16 protein-coding genes and 1 pseudogene are annotated in these 15943 nt (G+C 70.4%); 10 read left to right on the forward strand and 7 right to left on the reverse strand.

Translation table 11 applies throughout. The features are described from left to right. Positions 1 to 7: 7 nt before the first annotated feature. The gene (locus tag ACZ4VI_RS29875; RefSeq protein ID WP_361856066.1) at positions 8 to 472 is read left to right on the forward strand and encodes a GatB/YqeY domain-containing protein; all 465 of its coding nucleotides are present in this window, start codon (positions 8 to 10) and stop codon (positions 470 to 472) included. Between the two features lie 154 nt (positions 473 to 626). Here the strand turns inward: ACZ4VI_RS29875 and ACZ4VI_RS29880 are convergent, their stop codons facing one another. Further along, positions 627 to 2855 (reverse strand): transglycosylase domain-containing protein, encoded by a 2229-nt coding sequence (locus ACZ4VI_RS29880; protein WP_468004234.1) that lies wholly within the window; start codon positions 2853 to 2855, stop codon positions 627 to 629. A gap of 585 nt (positions 2856 to 3440) precedes the next feature. Between ACZ4VI_RS29880 and ACZ4VI_RS29885 the strand changes: the two genes are divergently transcribed. Then, the gene (locus ACZ4VI_RS29885; protein ID WP_026058363.1) at positions 3441 to 3785 is read left to right on the forward strand and encodes a WhiB family transcriptional regulator; all 345 of its coding nucleotides are present in this window, start codon (positions 3441 to 3443) and stop codon (positions 3783 to 3785) included. Positions 3786 to 3960: 175 nt separating this feature from the next. On the opposite strand, the gene bagB is transcribed toward ACZ4VI_RS29885, so the two are convergent. Both bagB and bagA read right to left on the reverse strand, forming a co-directional pair. After that, positions 3961 to 5271, reverse strand: coding sequence for an ATPase BagB (gene bagB, locus ACZ4VI_RS29890; protein ID WP_468004441.1), 1311 nt, complete (start codon positions 5269 to 5271; stop codon positions 3961 to 3963). Positions 5272 to 5360: 89 nt separating this feature from the next. Further along, a complete protein-coding gene (gene bagA / locus ACZ4VI_RS29895) occupies positions 5361 to 6323 on the reverse strand; it encodes an ATPase BagA (protein WP_468004235.1) in 963 nt (320 codons plus the stop codon). Positions 6324 to 6395: 72 nt separating this feature from the next. Between bagA and ACZ4VI_RS29900 the strand changes: the two genes are divergently transcribed. From ACZ4VI_RS29900 to ACZ4VI_RS29920, 5 genes and pseudogenes are all read left to right on the forward strand, one after another. Next, a complete protein-coding gene (locus tag ACZ4VI_RS29900; protein WP_075033571.1) occupies positions 6396 to 6557 on the forward strand; it encodes a DUF4177 domain-containing protein in 162 nt (53 codons plus the stop codon). After that, a complete protein-coding gene (locus ACZ4VI_RS29905) occupies positions 6554 to 7024 on the forward strand; it encodes a RidA family protein (RefSeq protein ID WP_468004237.1) in 471 nt (156 codons plus the stop codon). Before ACZ4VI_RS29900 ends, ACZ4VI_RS29905 begins: the two co-directional genes overlap by 4 nt. Positions 7025 to 7124: 100 nt before the next feature. Next, positions 7125 to 7979: pseudogene (locus tag ACZ4VI_RS29910) on the forward strand (NUDIX hydrolase); the annotation flags it as partial. Positions 7980 to 8170: 191 nt separating this feature from the next. Then, complete coding sequence (locus ACZ4VI_RS29915; RefSeq protein WP_468004239.1) at positions 8171 to 9001, forward strand: MBL fold metallo-hydrolase; 831 nt, start codon at positions 8171 to 8173, stop codon at positions 8999 to 9001. Positions 9002 to 9082: 81 nt separating this feature from the next. Further along, positions 9083 to 9967: a prohibitin family protein gene (locus tag ACZ4VI_RS29920; RefSeq protein WP_468004240.1), complete on the forward strand. Its 885-nt coding sequence runs from the start codon at positions 9083 to 9085 to the stop codon at positions 9965 to 9967. A gap of 74 nt (positions 9968 to 10041) precedes the next feature. On the opposite strand, the gene ACZ4VI_RS29925 is transcribed toward ACZ4VI_RS29920, so the two are convergent. Beyond that, positions 10042 to 10716 carry a Crp/Fnr family transcriptional regulator gene (locus ACZ4VI_RS29925; protein WP_015034542.1) on the reverse strand — a complete coding sequence of 225 codons (675 nt, stop codon included), beginning with the start codon at positions 10714 to 10716 and terminating at the stop codon, positions 10042 to 10044. A gap of 337 nt (positions 10717 to 11053) precedes the next feature. Here ACZ4VI_RS29925 and nth point away from each other — a divergent pair, with 337 nt between their 5' ends. From nth to ACZ4VI_RS29940, 3 genes are read left to right on the forward strand one after another with little or no spacing between them, the layout of a single operon-like run. Continuing rightward, on the forward strand, positions 11054 to 12034 hold the full coding sequence (nth, locus tag ACZ4VI_RS29930; protein ID WP_468004242.1) for an endonuclease III: 981 nt from the start codon (positions 11054 to 11056) through the stop codon (positions 12032 to 12034). A 58-nt stretch (positions 12035 to 12092) separates the two neighbouring features. Next, on the forward strand, positions 12093 to 12818 hold the full coding sequence (locus tag ACZ4VI_RS29935; RefSeq protein ID WP_468004244.1) for an NUDIX hydrolase: 726 nt from the start codon (positions 12093 to 12095) through the stop codon (positions 12816 to 12818). 55 nt (positions 12819 to 12873) lie between these two features. After that, positions 12874 to 14073 (forward strand): MarP family serine protease, encoded by a 1200-nt coding sequence (locus ACZ4VI_RS29940; protein WP_468004246.1) that lies wholly within the window; start codon positions 12874 to 12876, stop codon positions 14071 to 14073. 125 nt (positions 14074 to 14198) lie between these two features. Here ACZ4VI_RS29940 and ACZ4VI_RS29945 read toward each other — a convergent pair whose 3' ends face one another. From ACZ4VI_RS29945 to ACZ4VI_RS29955, 3 genes are all read right to left on the reverse strand, one after another. After that, entirely contained in the window at positions 14199 to 14387 is a 189-nt protein-coding gene (locus ACZ4VI_RS29945; RefSeq protein WP_468004248.1) for a hypothetical protein, read from the reverse strand. 99 nt (positions 14388 to 14486) lie between these two features. After that, complete coding sequence (locus tag ACZ4VI_RS29950; RefSeq protein WP_468004250.1) at positions 14487 to 15446, reverse strand: alpha/beta fold hydrolase; 960 nt, start codon at positions 15444 to 15446, stop codon at positions 14487 to 14489. Then, positions 15443 to 15919: a phage holin family protein gene (locus tag ACZ4VI_RS29955; protein WP_468004252.1), complete on the reverse strand. Its 477-nt coding sequence runs from the start codon at positions 15917 to 15919 to the stop codon at positions 15443 to 15445. The genes ACZ4VI_RS29950 and ACZ4VI_RS29955 overlap by 4 nt, the downstream gene beginning before the upstream one ends. Positions 15920 to 15943 lie beyond the last annotated feature (24 nt).

The following is a 15943-nucleotide window of genomic DNA, read 5'->3' on the forward strand; positions in this document are numbered from 1 at the left end:
TTGGGTCATGACCACGCTCAAGGCCAAGCTTCAGGACGACCTCAACGCCGCCATCAAGGAGCGCGACGAGCTGCGCTCCTCGACGCTGCGGCTCACCCTCGCCGCGATCACCAAGGAGGAGGTCGCGGGCAAGACCAAGCGCGAGCTCTCCGACGACGAGGTGCAGAAGGTGATCGCCAAGGAGGCGAAGAAGCGCCGCGAGGCCGCGGACGCCTTCGCCCAGGGCGGTCGCGCCGAGTCGGCGGAGCGGGAGAAGGCGGAGGGCGTGATCCTCGACGCGTACCTGCCGAAGCAGCTCAGCGACGACGAGCTGGAGCAGATCGTCGCCGCGGCCGTCGCCGAGGCGAAGGGCGCCGGCGCCGAGGGCCCGCGCGCCATGGGCGCCGTCATGAAGATCGTGAACCCGAAGGTCGCGGGCCAGGCGGAGGGCGGCCGCGTGGCGGCCGCGGTGAAGAAGCTGCTCGCGGGCTGAGTCCGGTAGTCCCGTACGGACGACTACCGGCGGGCTGAGTCCCGTAGCCCTGTATGGACGACTGCTCGCGGGCTGAATCCCGTAGTCCCGTACAGACGACTGAGGGCGACTCCCCAATTGGGGAGTCGCCCTCACTCATGCGGTCATCGCGGCCCTAGCGGCCGTTGCCGCCGCCGTTGCTGCCACCGCGGCCGTTCCCGCCGCCGATCAGGTCCGGCGGGAAGGTGATCCCCGGGAAGGGGTTGTCGGTGTCCCCGTCACCCGGCTTGTTGTCGTCGCGGGGCTTGCCCTTGTCCTTCTCCTCCGGCTTCTCGCCGCGCGGTACGGAGATGGGGGCGAAGGCCGGCGTCTCGGAGGCGCTCAGCGCCCCGGTCATCGCGATCTTCCAGATCGGGCCCGGGAGGCAGCCACCGCAGACCTTGTCGTAGTACTCGCCGCCGATGGTGATGTCGTACATCGACTGCTTCTCGCCGACGTCGTCACCGACCCACACCGCCGTGGAGAGGTTCGGGGTGTACCCGACGAACCAGGCGTCCTTGCGGTCGTTGGTCGTACCCGTCTTGCCGGCGTTGTCGCGGTCGCTCAGACCCGCCCTCGTACCGGTGCCGTCCTCCACGACGCCCTTCAGCATCTGGTTGATGGTGTCGGCCGTCCGCTCGCTCATCGCCGGCGAGCACTCGGTCTGAGGCACCTTCAGCTGCTCGCCGTTCGCCGTCTTGATCGACTCGATGGCGACGGGCGTGCAGTACGTGCCCCGGTTGGCGAAGGTGGCGTACACCGCGGCCATGTCGAGCGGGGTGGCCTCGATCGCGCCGAGCGTGATCGAGGGGCTTTCCTTGATGTTCTTGCCCAGCTCCCGCTCGTACCCGACCTTCTTCGCCATCGTGACCGTCTCGCACAGTCCGGCCATCTGCTCCAGCTTGGCGAAGTACGTGTTGATGGACTTGCCGAGCGCGCTCGTCATGTCCCAGGTGCCGGTCTCGGACTTGAGCTCGTTGCCGACTTCCCAGTTGGCGTAGCCTGCCGGCCTGCCGTCGCAGCGCGTGTACGAGTTCTCCGGCAGGTTGATCTGGTAGCCGGTGGAGAAGCTCTGCGCCGGGCTCAGGCCCTTCTCCAGGGCCGCCGCGGCGGTGATCGGCTTGAACGTCGAACCGACCTGGAAGCCGTACGTCGTGCCGCCCATCTTGCTGCCGACGGCCAGGTTGAGCGTGGTCTGGTGCTGCTTCTGGTCCAGGCCGTACGGGCGGGACTGGCCCATCGAGAGGATCTTGCCGGTGCCCGGCTGGACCTGGACCACCGAGGCGGCGACCTTGTCGTCCTCGTTGATCTTCGCGACGGCCGCCTCGTTGGCCGCCGCCTGGGCGCGCGGGTCGAGGGTGGTCCGGACGGTGAGGCCGCCCAGGTTCCACAGCTTCTGCCGCTCCTCGACCGTCTTGCCGAAGACCGGGTCGTTGAGGATGGTCTTGCGCACGTAGTCGCAGAAGAAGCCGGCGCCGTCGACGGCGGTGATGCAGCCGTTCTTCGGGCTCTTCACCTTCAGCTTGATCGGGGCGGCCTTGGCCTTGTCCGCCTCCGCCTGGCTGATGTCCCGTACATCGGCCATCCGCTGGAGCACCACGTTGCGGCGCTTGGTGGCTTCCTGGAGGTCGTTGATCGGGTCGTACCGGCTCGGCGACTGGACGAGGCCGGCCATCATCGCGGCCTCCTCCAGCTTCAGGTCGGCGGCGGGCTTGGAGAAGTAGCGCTGGGCCGCCGCCTCGATGCCGTAGGCCTGCTGGCCGAAGAAGGTGATGTTGAGGTAGTTCTCGAGGATCTTCTTCTTCCCCAGCTCCTCCTCGACCTGGATCGCGTACTTCAGTTCGCGCACCTTGCGGCCGATGGTCTGCTGGGTGGCCTGGGCGACCTTCTCGGGGTCGTCACCGGCCTCCTCGACGAAGACGTTCTTCACGTACTGCTGGGTGAGCGTGGACGCGCCCTGGGCCACGCCGCCCGACTGGGCGTTGCGGTTGATCGCGCGCAGCACGCCCTTGAGGTCGATGGCCCCGTGCTCGTAGAAGCGTGAGTCCTCGATCGCGACGATCGCCTTCTGCATGTACGGAGAGATCTTCTCCAGCGGCACGACCTTCCGGTCGCGCGAGTACACGGTGGCGAGGGTGCCGCCCTCCGAGTCGAGGATGGTGGTGCGCTGACTCAGCGGCGGGGTCTTCAGGTTGGACGGGATCTCGTCGAACCCCTCGACCGTCCCCTTCGCCGCGAGCCCCAGTGCTCCGGCCGCGGGCAGGGCGATGCCCGCCAGCACGGCTCCGGAGAGCACACTGACACCGAGGAACTTGGCGGCCTGCTGGGTCCCGGTCAGACCTCCGCCCGAGCGCTTCTTTGCCATGGGGGGCAGCCTAATCCGTAGTTATGAGCGTTCCGTAGGAGCGGGTGCTTCTCGGAGCGTTCGAGTACCAGACCGTGACATCCAGAGGCAGCCGAGCCGTCGAGAGGGCGTGACCTGCCGCTTGCAACCTTGAGCGGTCCTTGCGCGGGGTGCGTGATGGGGCCGCGTCGTGAGGTGTCTACGTTCTCATTCGCCGGACACACGTATATGCCTTGGCCTAAGCTGCTCCCAACTGTCACAGCAGTGTGGTTCCGCATCAAGACCCGGGCGTGACATCGGCAGGAATTCCCTTGGACCCGAACCCTGGGAAGCCATGCCCGATTCCGCCCCTTGCGTCACTCGACGCCCCATGTGACTCCGTCACAGTCGGGCGAACTGTACCGGTTCGCCGGGTTCGACGCGTATGTCCTCGGGTCACTCCCCTGGGTGATCTGCCGCGTACGCATAGTCCGTTCGGGCCATTCAAGATTGGGCCCGAAGGGGGTGTTGCGCTGTGCCCACCTTCCGTAACGTCACCAACTGGCAGCGGTGAATATGCCGCTACCGCCGTGGGGGAGCCTCGATTCGGGAGAGGACGGCGCCGGTATGGGCTGGGTAGCTGACTGGAGTGCGCAGGCGGCCTGCCGCACTACCGATCCGGATGAACTTTTCGTGCAGGGAGCGGCGCAGAACAGGGCGAAGGCGGTGTGCACCGGGTGTCCGGTGCGGACCGAGTGCCTGGCCGACGCGCTCGACAACCGCGTGGAGTTCGGCGTGTGGGGCGGCATGACGGAGCGCGAGCGCCGCGCCCTGCTGCGCCGGCGGCCGACCGTCACCTCGTGGCGGCGACTGCTCGAGACCGCGCGCACGGAGTACGAGCGCGGAGCGGGCCTGCTGCCCGTGGCGATGGAGGACGACGCGACGTACGAGGCGTACGCGGCAGTGGGATAACCCCCGCGCAGCCGGAAGAGGAACTGCGAGGTCCGCGGGGCAACGCCTGACAGTCCGCGGAGCAACGCCTGACGTACGCGCCGCCGCCGTACACGACGTACGCGCGCCGTGCGGGACCCGCGACGCCGTGCGGGACGCACGCGCGATGCCGGAAGGCCCGCCGTCACGCGGGCGCTCAGGCCGACGGCATCCGGTCGGCCGTGAGCCGGTCACCGATGGCCCGAAGCCCTGTCAGATCGTGTACGTCGCCGGGCAGGGCGGCCACTTCGGCGACAGCCACCTCGGGGTGGAGCGCCGTGAAACGGTCGCGCGTGCGCTGTTCACGCGCGAGCACCTGCATCCGCTCGGCATGGAGACGGAGCAGGCCGGCGGTCAACTGCTGAATGTCGGGTGCGTCGTCGTCGGGTTCGGCTGTGGGGGCAGCCTCGTCGTGCGAAGAACGTGCGGCGGCGGTCGCGGTGTCTGACGGCTCGGGGGCAGTGGCACGGGAGCCACGCCCAACAGTCTTCCCACCCCCCTGATCCACCATGCGCCCCTCGTCAAGATTTTCCGCCGCGGCCCGCGCCCGCTCGGCCGAAAGCCGTGCGGCGCCACTGCCATGGACGCGGTTGAGGACGAGCCCGGCCAGCGGCATCTCCTCCGCGGCCAGCCGTTCCACGAAGTACGCCGCCTCGCGCAGCGCGTCCCCCTCCGGCGTCGCCACCACGAGAAACGCCGTCCCCGGGGCCTGGAGCAGCTTGTACGTCGCGTCCGCCCGGGTCCGGAAGCCGCCGAACATCGTGTCCATCGCCGCCACGAAGGTCTGTACGTCCTTCAGGAACTGACCGCCCAGCAGCTTCCCCAGCGTCCCCGTCATCATCGACATACCGACGTTGAGGAACTTCATCCCCGCCCGGCCGCCCATCTTCGCCGGGGCCATCAGCAGCTTGATGAACTTCCCGTCCAGGAAGGACCCGAGCCGCTTCGGCGCGTCCAGGAAGTCGAGCGCGGAGCGGGACGGCGGGGTGTCGACGACGATCAGGTCCCACTCGTCGCGGGCCCTCAGCTGCCCGAGCTTCTCCATCGCCATGTACTCCTGCGTACCGGCGAAACCGGCCGACAGGGACTGGTAGAAGGGGTTCTCCAGGATCGCCCGGGCCCGCTCGGCGTCGGCGTGCGCCTCGACGATCTCGTCGAACGTCCGCTTCATGTCGAGCATCATCGCGTGCAGCTCCCCGCAGTCGGAGCCCTTGATGCCGTCGACCTTGCGCGGGATGTTGTCGAGCGAGTCGATCCCCATCGACTGGGCCAGTCGCCGCGCCGGGTCGATTGTCAGGACGACCACCTTCCGGCCCCGCTCTGCCGCCCGTACGCCCAGCGCCGCCGCCGTCGTCGTCTTGCCGACGCCGCCCGCACCGCAGCAGACGATGATCCGCGTGCCCGGGTCGTCGATGAGCGGATCAAGGTGCAGGACGGGGGCGGAATCGAGACCGTTCACGGCCGGCAAGGAGTCGAGCCCGTTCACTGCCGGCAAGGAGTCGAGCCCGTTCACGGCCGGCAGGGAGTCGAGACCATCCACCGCGGCAGCCTTCTCCGTCACGCGCCCACCCCTTGCTTCCGCAGCTCCTTCGCCAGCCGGTACAGGCCCGCGATGTCCGCCCCGTCCCCCAGGAAGGGGAGTTCGTACGCCGGTACGCCGAGTTCCATGAGCACCGCCCGCTGCTCGCGCTCCAGCTCCACCCGCTGCGCGTGCTCGGCCGCCTGCTCCAGGAGCGGCTCGACCAGCTTCGTACCGCCGCGGACGCCCGCCGCGGCCAGGGTCCGTGCGACCGCGTCCCGGTGGTCGCCGGAGGCCGCCCGTACCGCCGCCTCGTCGAGGACGTGCGGACGGACCATGTTCACGATGACGCCGCCCAGCGGCAGTTCGGCCTCGCGCAGCTCCGCGATGCCGTCCGCGGTCTCCTGCACCGGCATCTCCTCCAGGAGGGTCACCAGGTGCACGGCCGTCTCCGGGGACTTCAGGACCCGCATCACGGCCTGCGCCTGATTGTGTATCGGGCCGATCCGCGCGAGCCCCGCGACCTCGTCGTTGACGTTGAGGAAGCGGGTGATCCGGCCCGTCGGGGGCGCGTCCATGACGACGTGGTCGTACGTGTAGCCGCCGTGCTTCTCGCGCCGGCGGACCGCCTCGCACGCCTTGCCGGTCAGCAGCACGTCCCGTACGCCCGGCGCTATCGTCGTCGCGAAGTCGATCGCGCCGAGCTTCTTCAGTGCCCGGCCCGCGCTGCCCAGCTTGTAGAACATCTGGAGGTAGTCGAGGAGGGCGCGCTCGGCGTCGATGGCCAGCGCGAACACCTCGCCGCCGCCCGGGGCGACGGCGATCTTGCGCTCCTCGTACGGAAGTGCCTCCGTCTCGAAGAGCTGTGCGATGCCCTGTCTGCCTTCGACCTCGACGAGGAGGGTCCGCTTGCCCTCCGTCGCGAGGGCGAGCGCGAGGGCGGCGGCGACCGTCGTCTTACCGGTACCACCCTTGCCGCTGACGACCTGGAGCCTGCTCACGCCTTCGAGCCTAACCACTGCGGCGCCCGCCTAAGCAGGAGGCTGCCTGTGGCAGCGGATACAGTCGGCTCCATGACCAAGTGGGAATACGCGACCGTGCCCCTTCTCGTGCACGCGACGAAGCAGATTCTGGACACCTGGGGCGAGGACGGGTGGGAGCTCGTCCAGGTCGTTCCCGGACCGAACAACCCCGAGCAGCTCGTGGCCTACCTGAAGCGGGAGAAGAGCGCGTGAGCGGAACCGTCGAGGCGAAGCTCGCCGAGCTGGGCCTGACCCTGCCGGAGGTCGTGCCGCCGCTGGCCGCCTACCAGCCGGCCGTGCAGTCGGGCGTGTACGTCTACACCTCGGGCCAGCTCCCGATGGTGGGCGGCAAGCTCCAGCTGACCGGCAAGGTCGGCGCGGAGGTCACCGCCGAGGAGGCCAAGGAGCTCGCGGCCACCTGCGCGCTCAACGCGCTCGCCGCCGTGAAGTCGGTCGCCGGTGACCTTGACCGGATCAAGCGGGTCGTGAAGGTCGTCGGCTTCGTCGCCTCGGCCGCCGACTTCACCGGACAGCCGGGCGTCATCAACGGCGCCAGCGAGCTGCTCGGCGCGGTCCTCGGGGACAAGGGCGTGCACGCGCGCAGCGCGGTGGGTGTCGCGGTGCTCCCGCTCGACGCCCCGGTCGAGGTCGAGGTCCAGGTGGAGCTCGACCAGGCCTGAGCCTGTCCAGGACCGACCGTCAACACCGTCGAGAGCCGGTTCTCCCGTCCGGGGGGAACCGGCTCTCGTGCATACGGGTAGTTGCGCATACCATCCGGCCATGCCGAATGGTCAGTGGTACCCACCGGAATGGCCCGACCGCATCCGCGCCCTGGCCGCGGGCGAGCTCACCCCCGCGACACCCAAGCGGGCGGCCACCGTCCTGCTCCTGCGCGACGCCGCCGAGGGGCCGAGCGTCCACATGTTGCGGCGACGGGCCTCCATGGCCTTCGCGGGCGGGGCGTACGCGTATCCCGGCGGCGGTGTCGACCCGCGCGACGAGCACCCGGTGCGGTGGGCCGGGCCCTCCCTGGAGAGCTGGGCCGAGCGCCTCGGCGTCACGGGTACGGAAGAGGCCCAGGCGATCGTCTGCGCGGCCGTGCGCGAGACGTACGAGGAGGCGGGCGTGCTGCTCGCCGGGGAGACCGCCGACTCCGTGGTCGGGGACACGACCGGCGACGACTGGGAGAAGGACCGGGAGGCGCTGGTCGCGCGCGAGCTGTCCTTCGCCGACTTCCTCGACCGGCGCGGTCTCGTGCTGCGCTCGGACCTGCTCGGCGCGTGGGCGCGCTGGATCACGCCGGAGTTCGAGCCCCGGCGGTACGACACCTGGTTCTTCGTGGCCGCGCTGCCGGCCGGCCAGCGCACCCGTAACGCGTCGTCGGAGGCCGACCGCACGGTCTGGATCCGGCCGGCGGAGGCCGCGGCCGGGTACGACCGGGGCGAGCTGACGATGATGCCGCCGACGATCTCGACCCTGCGTGGGCTCACGCGCTTCGGCTCGGCCGCCGAGGCGCTGGCCGCGGCGGGGGGCCAGGACCTGACTCCCGTACTCGCGCAGGCGCGCCTGGAGGGGGAGGAGCTGATCCTGTCCTGGCCGGGGCACGAGGAGTTCACGAAGCACATCCCGACGGGTCCGGGTGCTGCCGCTCCGGGCGCTCCGGGCGCTCTGGGTTCCGGCGCGGGGGGTTCGGGAGAAGGCCCGGGGAGTTCGGGAGAAGGCCCGGCTTCGGACGCGGGTGCGGGCCCGGCCCCGGACGCCGCTGCTGGCCAGGACCCGGCCGCCGGCCCGGCCTCGGGCCCTGACGTGGAGGAGGGAGGGGCGCGATGAGCGATGCCGCCGCGCTGCCCGGGCAGCCGCGGGGCGGGGCCCTCTCCGGCCGCGCGACCGCCCGCGCCGTCAACGTCCTCGCGCCGAATCCGTCCGCGATGACCCTGGATGGAACCAACACCTGGATCGTCTCCGAACCCGACTCCGACCTTGCCGTCGTGATCGACCCGGGCCCGCTCGACGAGGGTCACCTCCGGAACGTCGTCGCGACCGCCGAGGAGCTCGGCAAGCGCGTCGCACTCACCCTGCTCACCCACGGCCACCCCGACCACGCCGAGGGCGCCGGCCGGTTCGCCGAGCTGACCGGGACTCAGGTGCGGGCCCTGGACCCGGCGCTGCGGCTCGGCGACGAGGGGCTGGCCGCCGGTGACGTGATCACCGTCGGCGGTCTGGAGCTGCGGGTGGTGCCGACGCCCGGTCACACCGCGGACTCGCTCTCCTTCCATCTGCCCGCCGACCGGGCCGTCCTGACGGGCGACACGATCCTGGGGCGGGGTACGACGATGGTGGCCCACCCCGACGGGCGGCTCGGCGACTATCTGGACTCGCTGCGCCGGCTGCGCTCGCTCACCGTCGACGACGGCGTCCACACCGTGCTGCCGGGCCACGGGCCGGTCCTGGAGGACGCGCAGGGCGCGGTGGAGTACTACCTCGCGCACCGCGCGGGCCGCCTCGCGCAGGTCGAGACGGCCGTCGAGAGCGGCTACCGCACCCCTGCGGAGGTCGTCGCCCATGTGTACGCGGACGTGGACCGCTCGCTGTGGCCGGCTGCCGAACTCTCCGTACGGGCCCAGCTCGAGTATCTGCGGGAGCACGGACTGATCTGACCCCCACCCCCTGGGTACTCACTCGCGGTTCGTGTCTTACGCTCCGCTCACTTCTGACCGTAGCTCTCGGGGGGAACACTCGTGTTCGTCATATCCATCCTGCTGCTCATCGCGGCAGTGGTGCTCTTCTTCGTCGCCCGCTCGAACGACTCGAAGGGGCTCAAGCTCGGCGCGCTCGGCGCCGTCCTCGCCGGTGCCTTCGCGCTGATCGCCAGCATGACGTACGTGGTCAGCGCGTACGAGGTCGGCGTCCCGGTCGCCTTCGGCAAGGTCGGTGAGCCGATGACCTCCGGCATGCACGTCAAGTCGCCGTTCACCGACGTCACGACCTTCTCCACCCGCCCCGTCGACCTCAACCTCTCCGACAAGGACGTGGTCGAGGTCCGCTCCTCGCAGGGCGGCGTGATGGAGGTGGAGGTGACCGTGAAGTGGGCGGTCACGCCGGCCAAGGCGGTCGAGCTGTACCGTCTCGCGGGCACCGAGGAGGCCATCCAGCAGCGTCTGGTCTACCCGGACAGCCGGGAGATCGTTCGCAACGTCTTCGCCCGCTACACGAGCGAGCAGGGCTACGCCACGGACCGGGAGAAGATCAACGCCGAGATCGGCACGCTCATCAAGGAGCGCCTGGCCCCGCGCGGCATCGACGTCACGGCCGTCAATCTGCGCAATGTGAAGCCCTCGAAGGCCCTGCAGGACCAGATCGACCGCAAGATCCAGCAGCAGCAGGCGACCGAGCGTGCCACCGAGGCGTCCCGCACGGCCAAGGCCGAGGCCGACCGGCGCCGTATCGAGGCCGAGGGCATCGCCCGCGCCAACAAGATCCTCAACGAGTCGCTGACCGACAAGGTCCTGATGAACCAGTGCATCGACGCGTACAAGGAGGCCGCGGCGCAGAACCCCGTGTACGCGGTTCCGTGCGGCGGCGGCAACGGGAACCCGCTGATCGTGGACGGCACGAAGCGGTAGTCGCGCAGGTCGTACGTACGAAGAAGGCCGCCCGGTCGTCGACCGGGCGGCCTTTCTCGTATGTACGGGACTGCCTACCGCGAGCGCTTCGCGAGGCGCTCCACGTCCAGCAGGATCACGGCGCGGGCCTCCAGGCGCAGCCAGCCGCGCTGGGCGAAGTCCGCCAGGGCCTTGTTGACCGTCTCGCGGGAGGCGCCGACCAGCTGGGCGAGCTCCTCCTGGGTGAGGTCGTGGACGACGTGGATGCCCTCCTCCGACTGCACACCGAAGCGGCGCGACAGGTCGAGGAGCGCGCGGGCGACACGGCCCGGCACGTCGGAGAAGACCAGGTCGGACATCTGGTCGTTGGTCTTGCGGAGCCGACGGGCGACCGCGCGCAGCAGGGCGGTGGCCACCTCGGGGCGGGCGTTCAGCCAGGGCTGGAGGTCGCCGTGGCCGAGACCGAGCAGCTTGACCTCGGTCAGCGCGGTCGCGGTGGCGGTGCGCGGGCCCGGGTCGAAGAGGGAGAGCTCGCCGATGAGCTCGCCGGGGCCGAGGACGGCCAGCATGTTCTCGCGGCCGTCGGGGGAGGTGCGGTGCAGCTTCACCTTGCCCTCGGTGACCACGTACAGGCGGTCGCCGGGGTCTCCCTCGTGGAAGAGCGCGTCGCCACGGGCGAGCGTCGCTTCACTCATCGAGGCGCGCAGCTCCGCGGCCTGCTCGTCATCGAGCGCCGCGAAGAGCGGGGCGCGCCGCAGAACGTCGTCCACGAGTTCTCTCCTATGTCGACCTGCTCAGGGGACCTTGATCCCATGATGCCGGACGCACAAAACAGTGCGATCAATCACAACAAGTTTGACGTACCGAACCGCCCGTCTGTACGTCAGGGGCCCGATTGGGTCCTCATCGGCCGTGCTCGGGGCGGATGTCAGTGGTGGCCCTTAGGCTGGCTGGGTGTCCAACTCGCCGGTGAGAGCGCAGGCCAAGGGGGCTGGAAGAGTGTCCGCCAAAGGTAATTCCGCTGTGGGCGAACAGGGTACGCCGAAGGGGACAAATGCCCCGAAACGCCCCGCGAAGGCGAGCCGGAAGGCGACGGAGAAGCCCGCGGTGAAGGCGACGAAGAAGGCCGCGGTGAAGGCGACGAAGAAGGCTGCCGCGAAGTCGACTGCGAGGGCGCCGGAGAAGGCTGCGGCGAAGTCGACTGCAAAGGCGACCGCGAAGTCGGGTGCGAAGGCGGCCGGTGCCAAGCCGGCGGCGAAGCCCGCCGCAGGCGCGAAGGCCCCGAAGGCCGGCGCGAAGCCCGCGAAAGCGGAATCCCGGCTGGCAATGGTCCGCCGGGCCCGGAAGATCAACCGGGAGCTGGCCGACGTCTATCCGTACGCCCATCCCGAACTGGACTTCCGGAACCCCTTCGAGCTGCTCGTCGCCACGGTCCTCTCCGCCCAGACCACCGACCTCCGGGTCAACCAGACCACCCCCGCGCTCTTCGCGAGGTACCCGACGCCCGAGGACCTGGCCGCCGCCGTCCCCGAGGAGGTCGAGGAGCTGATCCGGCCCACCGGCTTCTTCCGCGCCAAGACCAAGTCGATCATGGGCCTCGCCGCGGCCCTCCGGGACGAATTCGGCGGCGAGGTCCCCGACCGCCTGGACGACCTGGTCAAGCTGCCCGGCGTGGGCCGCAAGACCGCCTTCGTCGTCCTCGGCAACGCCTATGGGGTGCCCGGCATCACCGTCGACACCCACTTCATGCGCCTCGCCCGCCGCTGGAAGTGGACCGAGAGCGACGACCCGGTCAAGATCGAGGCCGAGGTCGCCGAGATCTTCCCGAAGAGCGAGTGGACGATGCTCTCGCACCGGGTGATCTTCCACGGCCGCCGGATCTGCCACGCCCGCAAGCCCGCCTGCGGTGCCTGCCCGATCGCCCCGCTCTGCCCGGCATACGGGGAGGGCGAGACGGACCCGGAGAAGGCGCGGAAGCTCCTGAAGTACGAGAAGGGCGGCTTCCCGGGCCAGCGCCTCAATCCGCCCCCGGACTACCCGGGGCGCCCCGCCGCCCCCGCGCCCGGCGTGGCCCCGGGGGCCGAATGAGCCGAGACCCGAGGGAACGAACCCACGTGCGGAGTGCGTTGTGAAACACGGGGTGCCTATGACGCGCACTGAAGAAGAGACCGAGGAAACGACCGCCGCGCCCCATGGCGTGGGTACCGGTGGGCTGCTGGACCGGGACGGGCTGCCCGACTGGCTCGCGCCCGTCGACCGGGCGGCGCGCACGGTCGAGCCCGAGCAGCTCAGCCGCTTCCTGCCGCCCGCGAGCGGCGCCGGGCGGCAGTCCGCCGTCCTCATCCTCTTCGGCGAGGGCGAGCGCGGCCCCGAGCTGCTGCTCATGGAGCGCGCAGGCTCCCTGCGCTCCCACGCGGGACAGCCTTCCTTCCCCGGTGGCGCCCTGGACCCCGAGGACGGCGAACCGGGCGACGGCGGTCTGCTGCGGGCCGCTCTCCGCGAGGCCGAGGAGGAGACAGGCCTCGACCCCTCCGGCGTCCAGCTCTTCGGCGTCCTGCCCCAGCTCTACATCCCGGTCAGCGGCTTCGTCGTCACCCCCGTCCTCGGCTGGTGGCGCACCCCCAGCCCCGTCGGGGTCGTCGACCCCGGTGAGACCGCCCGGGTCTTCACCGTCCCCGTGGCGGATCTCACGGACCCTGCCAACCGCGCGACCGCCGTCCACCCCAGCGGCCACAAGGGCCCGGCATTCCTTGTCGCATCCGCCCTGGTCTGGGGTTTTACGGCCGGAGTGATCGACCGGCTGTTGCACTACTCCGGCTGGGAGCGGCCGTGGGACCGCGCCAACCAGGTCCCGCTGGACTGGCGCTCATGACAGGCTGACCCCCGGAGCCGGGGCGACCGAAGACGAATCTGCGAGGCTATTGACGGTGAACGTGCTGGACATCTTGTTGCTGCTCGCCGCCGTGTGGTTCGCGATCATCGGTTATCGCCAGGGATTCGTGGTCGGCATCCTGTCGGTCATCGGCTTTCTCGGCGGCGGCCTCGTCGCCGTCCTGCTGCTCCCGGTCGTCTGGGACTGGCTGACGGACCACTCCGAGGTCTCCACCACGGCGACGGTCGTCTTCGTGGTCGTCGTGATCGTCTGCGCCTCGGTCGGGCAGGCCTTCACCACCCACCTCGGGAACAAGCTGCGCCGGCACATCACCTGGTCACCGGCGCGCGCCCTGGACGCCACCGGCGGCGCGCTGGTCAACGTGGTCGCGATGCTGCTCGTGGCCTGGCTCCTCGGCTCCGCCCTCGCCGGCACCTCGATGCCCACGCTGGGCAAGGAGGTGCGCAACTCCAAGGTGCTGCTCGGGGTCGAACAGGTGATGCCCGATCAGGCGTCCACCTGGTTCACGAACTTCACCTCGACGCTCGCCCAGAACGGCTTCCCGCAGGTCTTCAGCCCGTTCGCCAACGAGCCCATCACCGAGGTCCGGCCCCCGGACCCGGCGCTCGCCGGCAGCCCGGTCGCCGCCCGGGCCCAGCGGGCCATCGTCAAGGTCGTCGGTACGGCCCCGAGCTGCGGCAAGGTCCTCGAAGGCACCGGGTTCGTCTTCGACGAGCGCCGGGTCATGACCAACGCCCACGTCGTCGGCGGTGTCGACGAGCCGACCGTCCAGATAGGCGGCGAGGGCAGGCTGTACGACGCGAAGGTCGTCCTCTACGACTGGCAGCGCGACATCGCCGTACTGGACGTGCCGAACCTGGACGTCGAACCGCTGAGGTTCACCGACGAGGACGCCCGCAGCGGCGACAGCGCGATCGTCGCGGGCTTCCCCGAGAACGGCTCGTACGACGTCCGCTCGGCGCGCGTCCGGGGCCGTATCAACGCTCAGGGCCCGGACATCTACCACCGCGGCGAGGTGCGCAGGGACGTGTACTCGCTGTACGCGACGGTCCGTCAGGGGAACTCCGGCGGGCCGCTGCTCACCGCGGACGGCAAGGTGTCCGGCGTGATCTTCGCCCGCTCGCTCGACGACAGGAACACCGGCTACGCGCTGACGGTCGACGAGATCCAGGACGACATCGCCCAGGGCCGCGCGGCGACGCAGCAGGTCGACAGCCAGGGGTGCGCGCTGTAGGCAGTGTTCTGCCCCGAGCGGGCGTACGGCGGGTGGCGTGTGCGCCGCTCCGAGCGGCCGTACGGCGGGTGGCGTGTGCGCCGCTCCGAGCGGGTGTACCGCCGTACGCGGAGACGGCGGGTGGCTCAGTCCCGGGTGTGCCTGAGCCGGGCCGAGACCCAGCGGGCCCGGCGGCGCAGGATGCGCGGGATCCCGATGCCCTGCACGGGATGCGAGCGGCCCTGTTCCTGCGTGCCGCTCCTCTCGTGGGAGCCCGGCCCAGCGGCCGAGCGGCGGTTGCGTGCTGTGTCACCGTAGTCGTGCGTCCAGCCCATACCCCGACGTCTGCCCGTGGCCCAAGGTCGGTAACCTCCCGGGGGCCCGCCAATTGGAGTATGCGCGGGGCACATGGCCGTTCGTAGAACGGCAGTACGTCACCGGTCGGGCTCGGGGTCCTTCAGCCAGTTGACGAGCTCCGTGGAGAAGGCCACCGGGTCCTCCTCGTGGGGGAAGTGCCCGAGGCCGTCGAAGAGCCGCCAGCGGTACGGCGCCTCCACGTACTCGCCCGAACCGGCCGCGCTGCGCGTCCGCATCGCGGGGTCCATCGAACCGTGCAGATGCAGTGTGGGTACCCGCACCGGGCGCTTCATACGCCGGTTGAACTGGATGCCGTCGGGCCGTGCCATGGACCGCACCATCCACCGGTACGGCTCGATCGAGCAGTGCGCCGTCGACGGGATGCACATCGCCCGCCGGTACACCGCGATCGCCTCCTCGTCCGGCAGTCCGGGTCCGGACCAGTCCTCGATCAGCCGCCCCACCAAGGCCGCCTCGTTCGCCACGAGCTGACGTTCTGGCAGCCAAGGGCGCTGGAAGCCCCATACGTACGATCCGGCGCGCGACTGCGAGAAGTCGGACAGCATCGCCGAGCGCCAGCGGCGCGGGTGCGGCATCGAGGAGACCGCGAGGCGGCGCACCAGCTTCGGCCGCATGACCGCCGCCGTCCAGGCGAGGTAGCCGCCCAGATCGTGGCCGACCAGGGCCGCGTCCGGCTCGCCGAGGGAGCGGACGACGCCGGTGATGTCGAGCGCCAGGTTGGCGGGGTCGTAACCCCGGGGCGTACGGTCGCTGCCGCCGACACCCCGGAGGTCCATCGCCACGGCCCGGAAGCCGGCGTCGGCGAGAGCAGGCAGCTGGTGGCGCCAGGTCCACCAGAACTGCGGGAAGCCGTGCAGCAGGAGGACGAGCGGCCCTTCGCCCATCTCCGCGATGTGGAAACGCGCGCCGTTGGCGGCCACGTCGCGGTGGGTCCAGGGGCCGTCGATCCGTACCGGACTGCCGGCGGGACTACCGCCGGGACTGCCGCTGCCGTTGCTGCTCTCAGGGACGGTCATGCGGACGAGCGTCCCACAGCGGCGACCTTCTCCTGGACCGCGCCGGGCAGAGCCGCCCGTTGGGGGCGGGCGTGCGGCTTGGCGTTCTGGAGGACCGCGGCGGTCTGCTTGGCCGAGTTGATGGACTTCTCCGGCCGCTTGACCTTCTTGAACTTGGCGTAGGCGATCAGCCCGAGCAGCCCCGCGAGCAGCACGTTCGCCGCGAAGGAGAGCAGGAAGCAGACCGAGATGTGCCAGTGGCTCCAGGCCTGGATGCCGTAGGCGAGCGCGAAGCTCAGCATCGGCAGCGAGAAGAGGAGCACCGCGGCTGCCGCCACGCCGGCCGCGCCGCCGATGGCGCCCCGCTTGACGTCCTGCCGGATCTCGGCCTTGGCCAGGGCGATCTCGTCGTGCACCAGCGCGGACATCTCGGCGGTCGCCGAGGCGACCAGCTGACCGAGGCTGCGCTCGGCTCCGTTGACCGGGTCGCTCATCGCTGCTCCCTCTTCTCTTCTACG

It is taken from the genome of Streptomyces sp. NPDC029169, assembly GCF_055563935.1.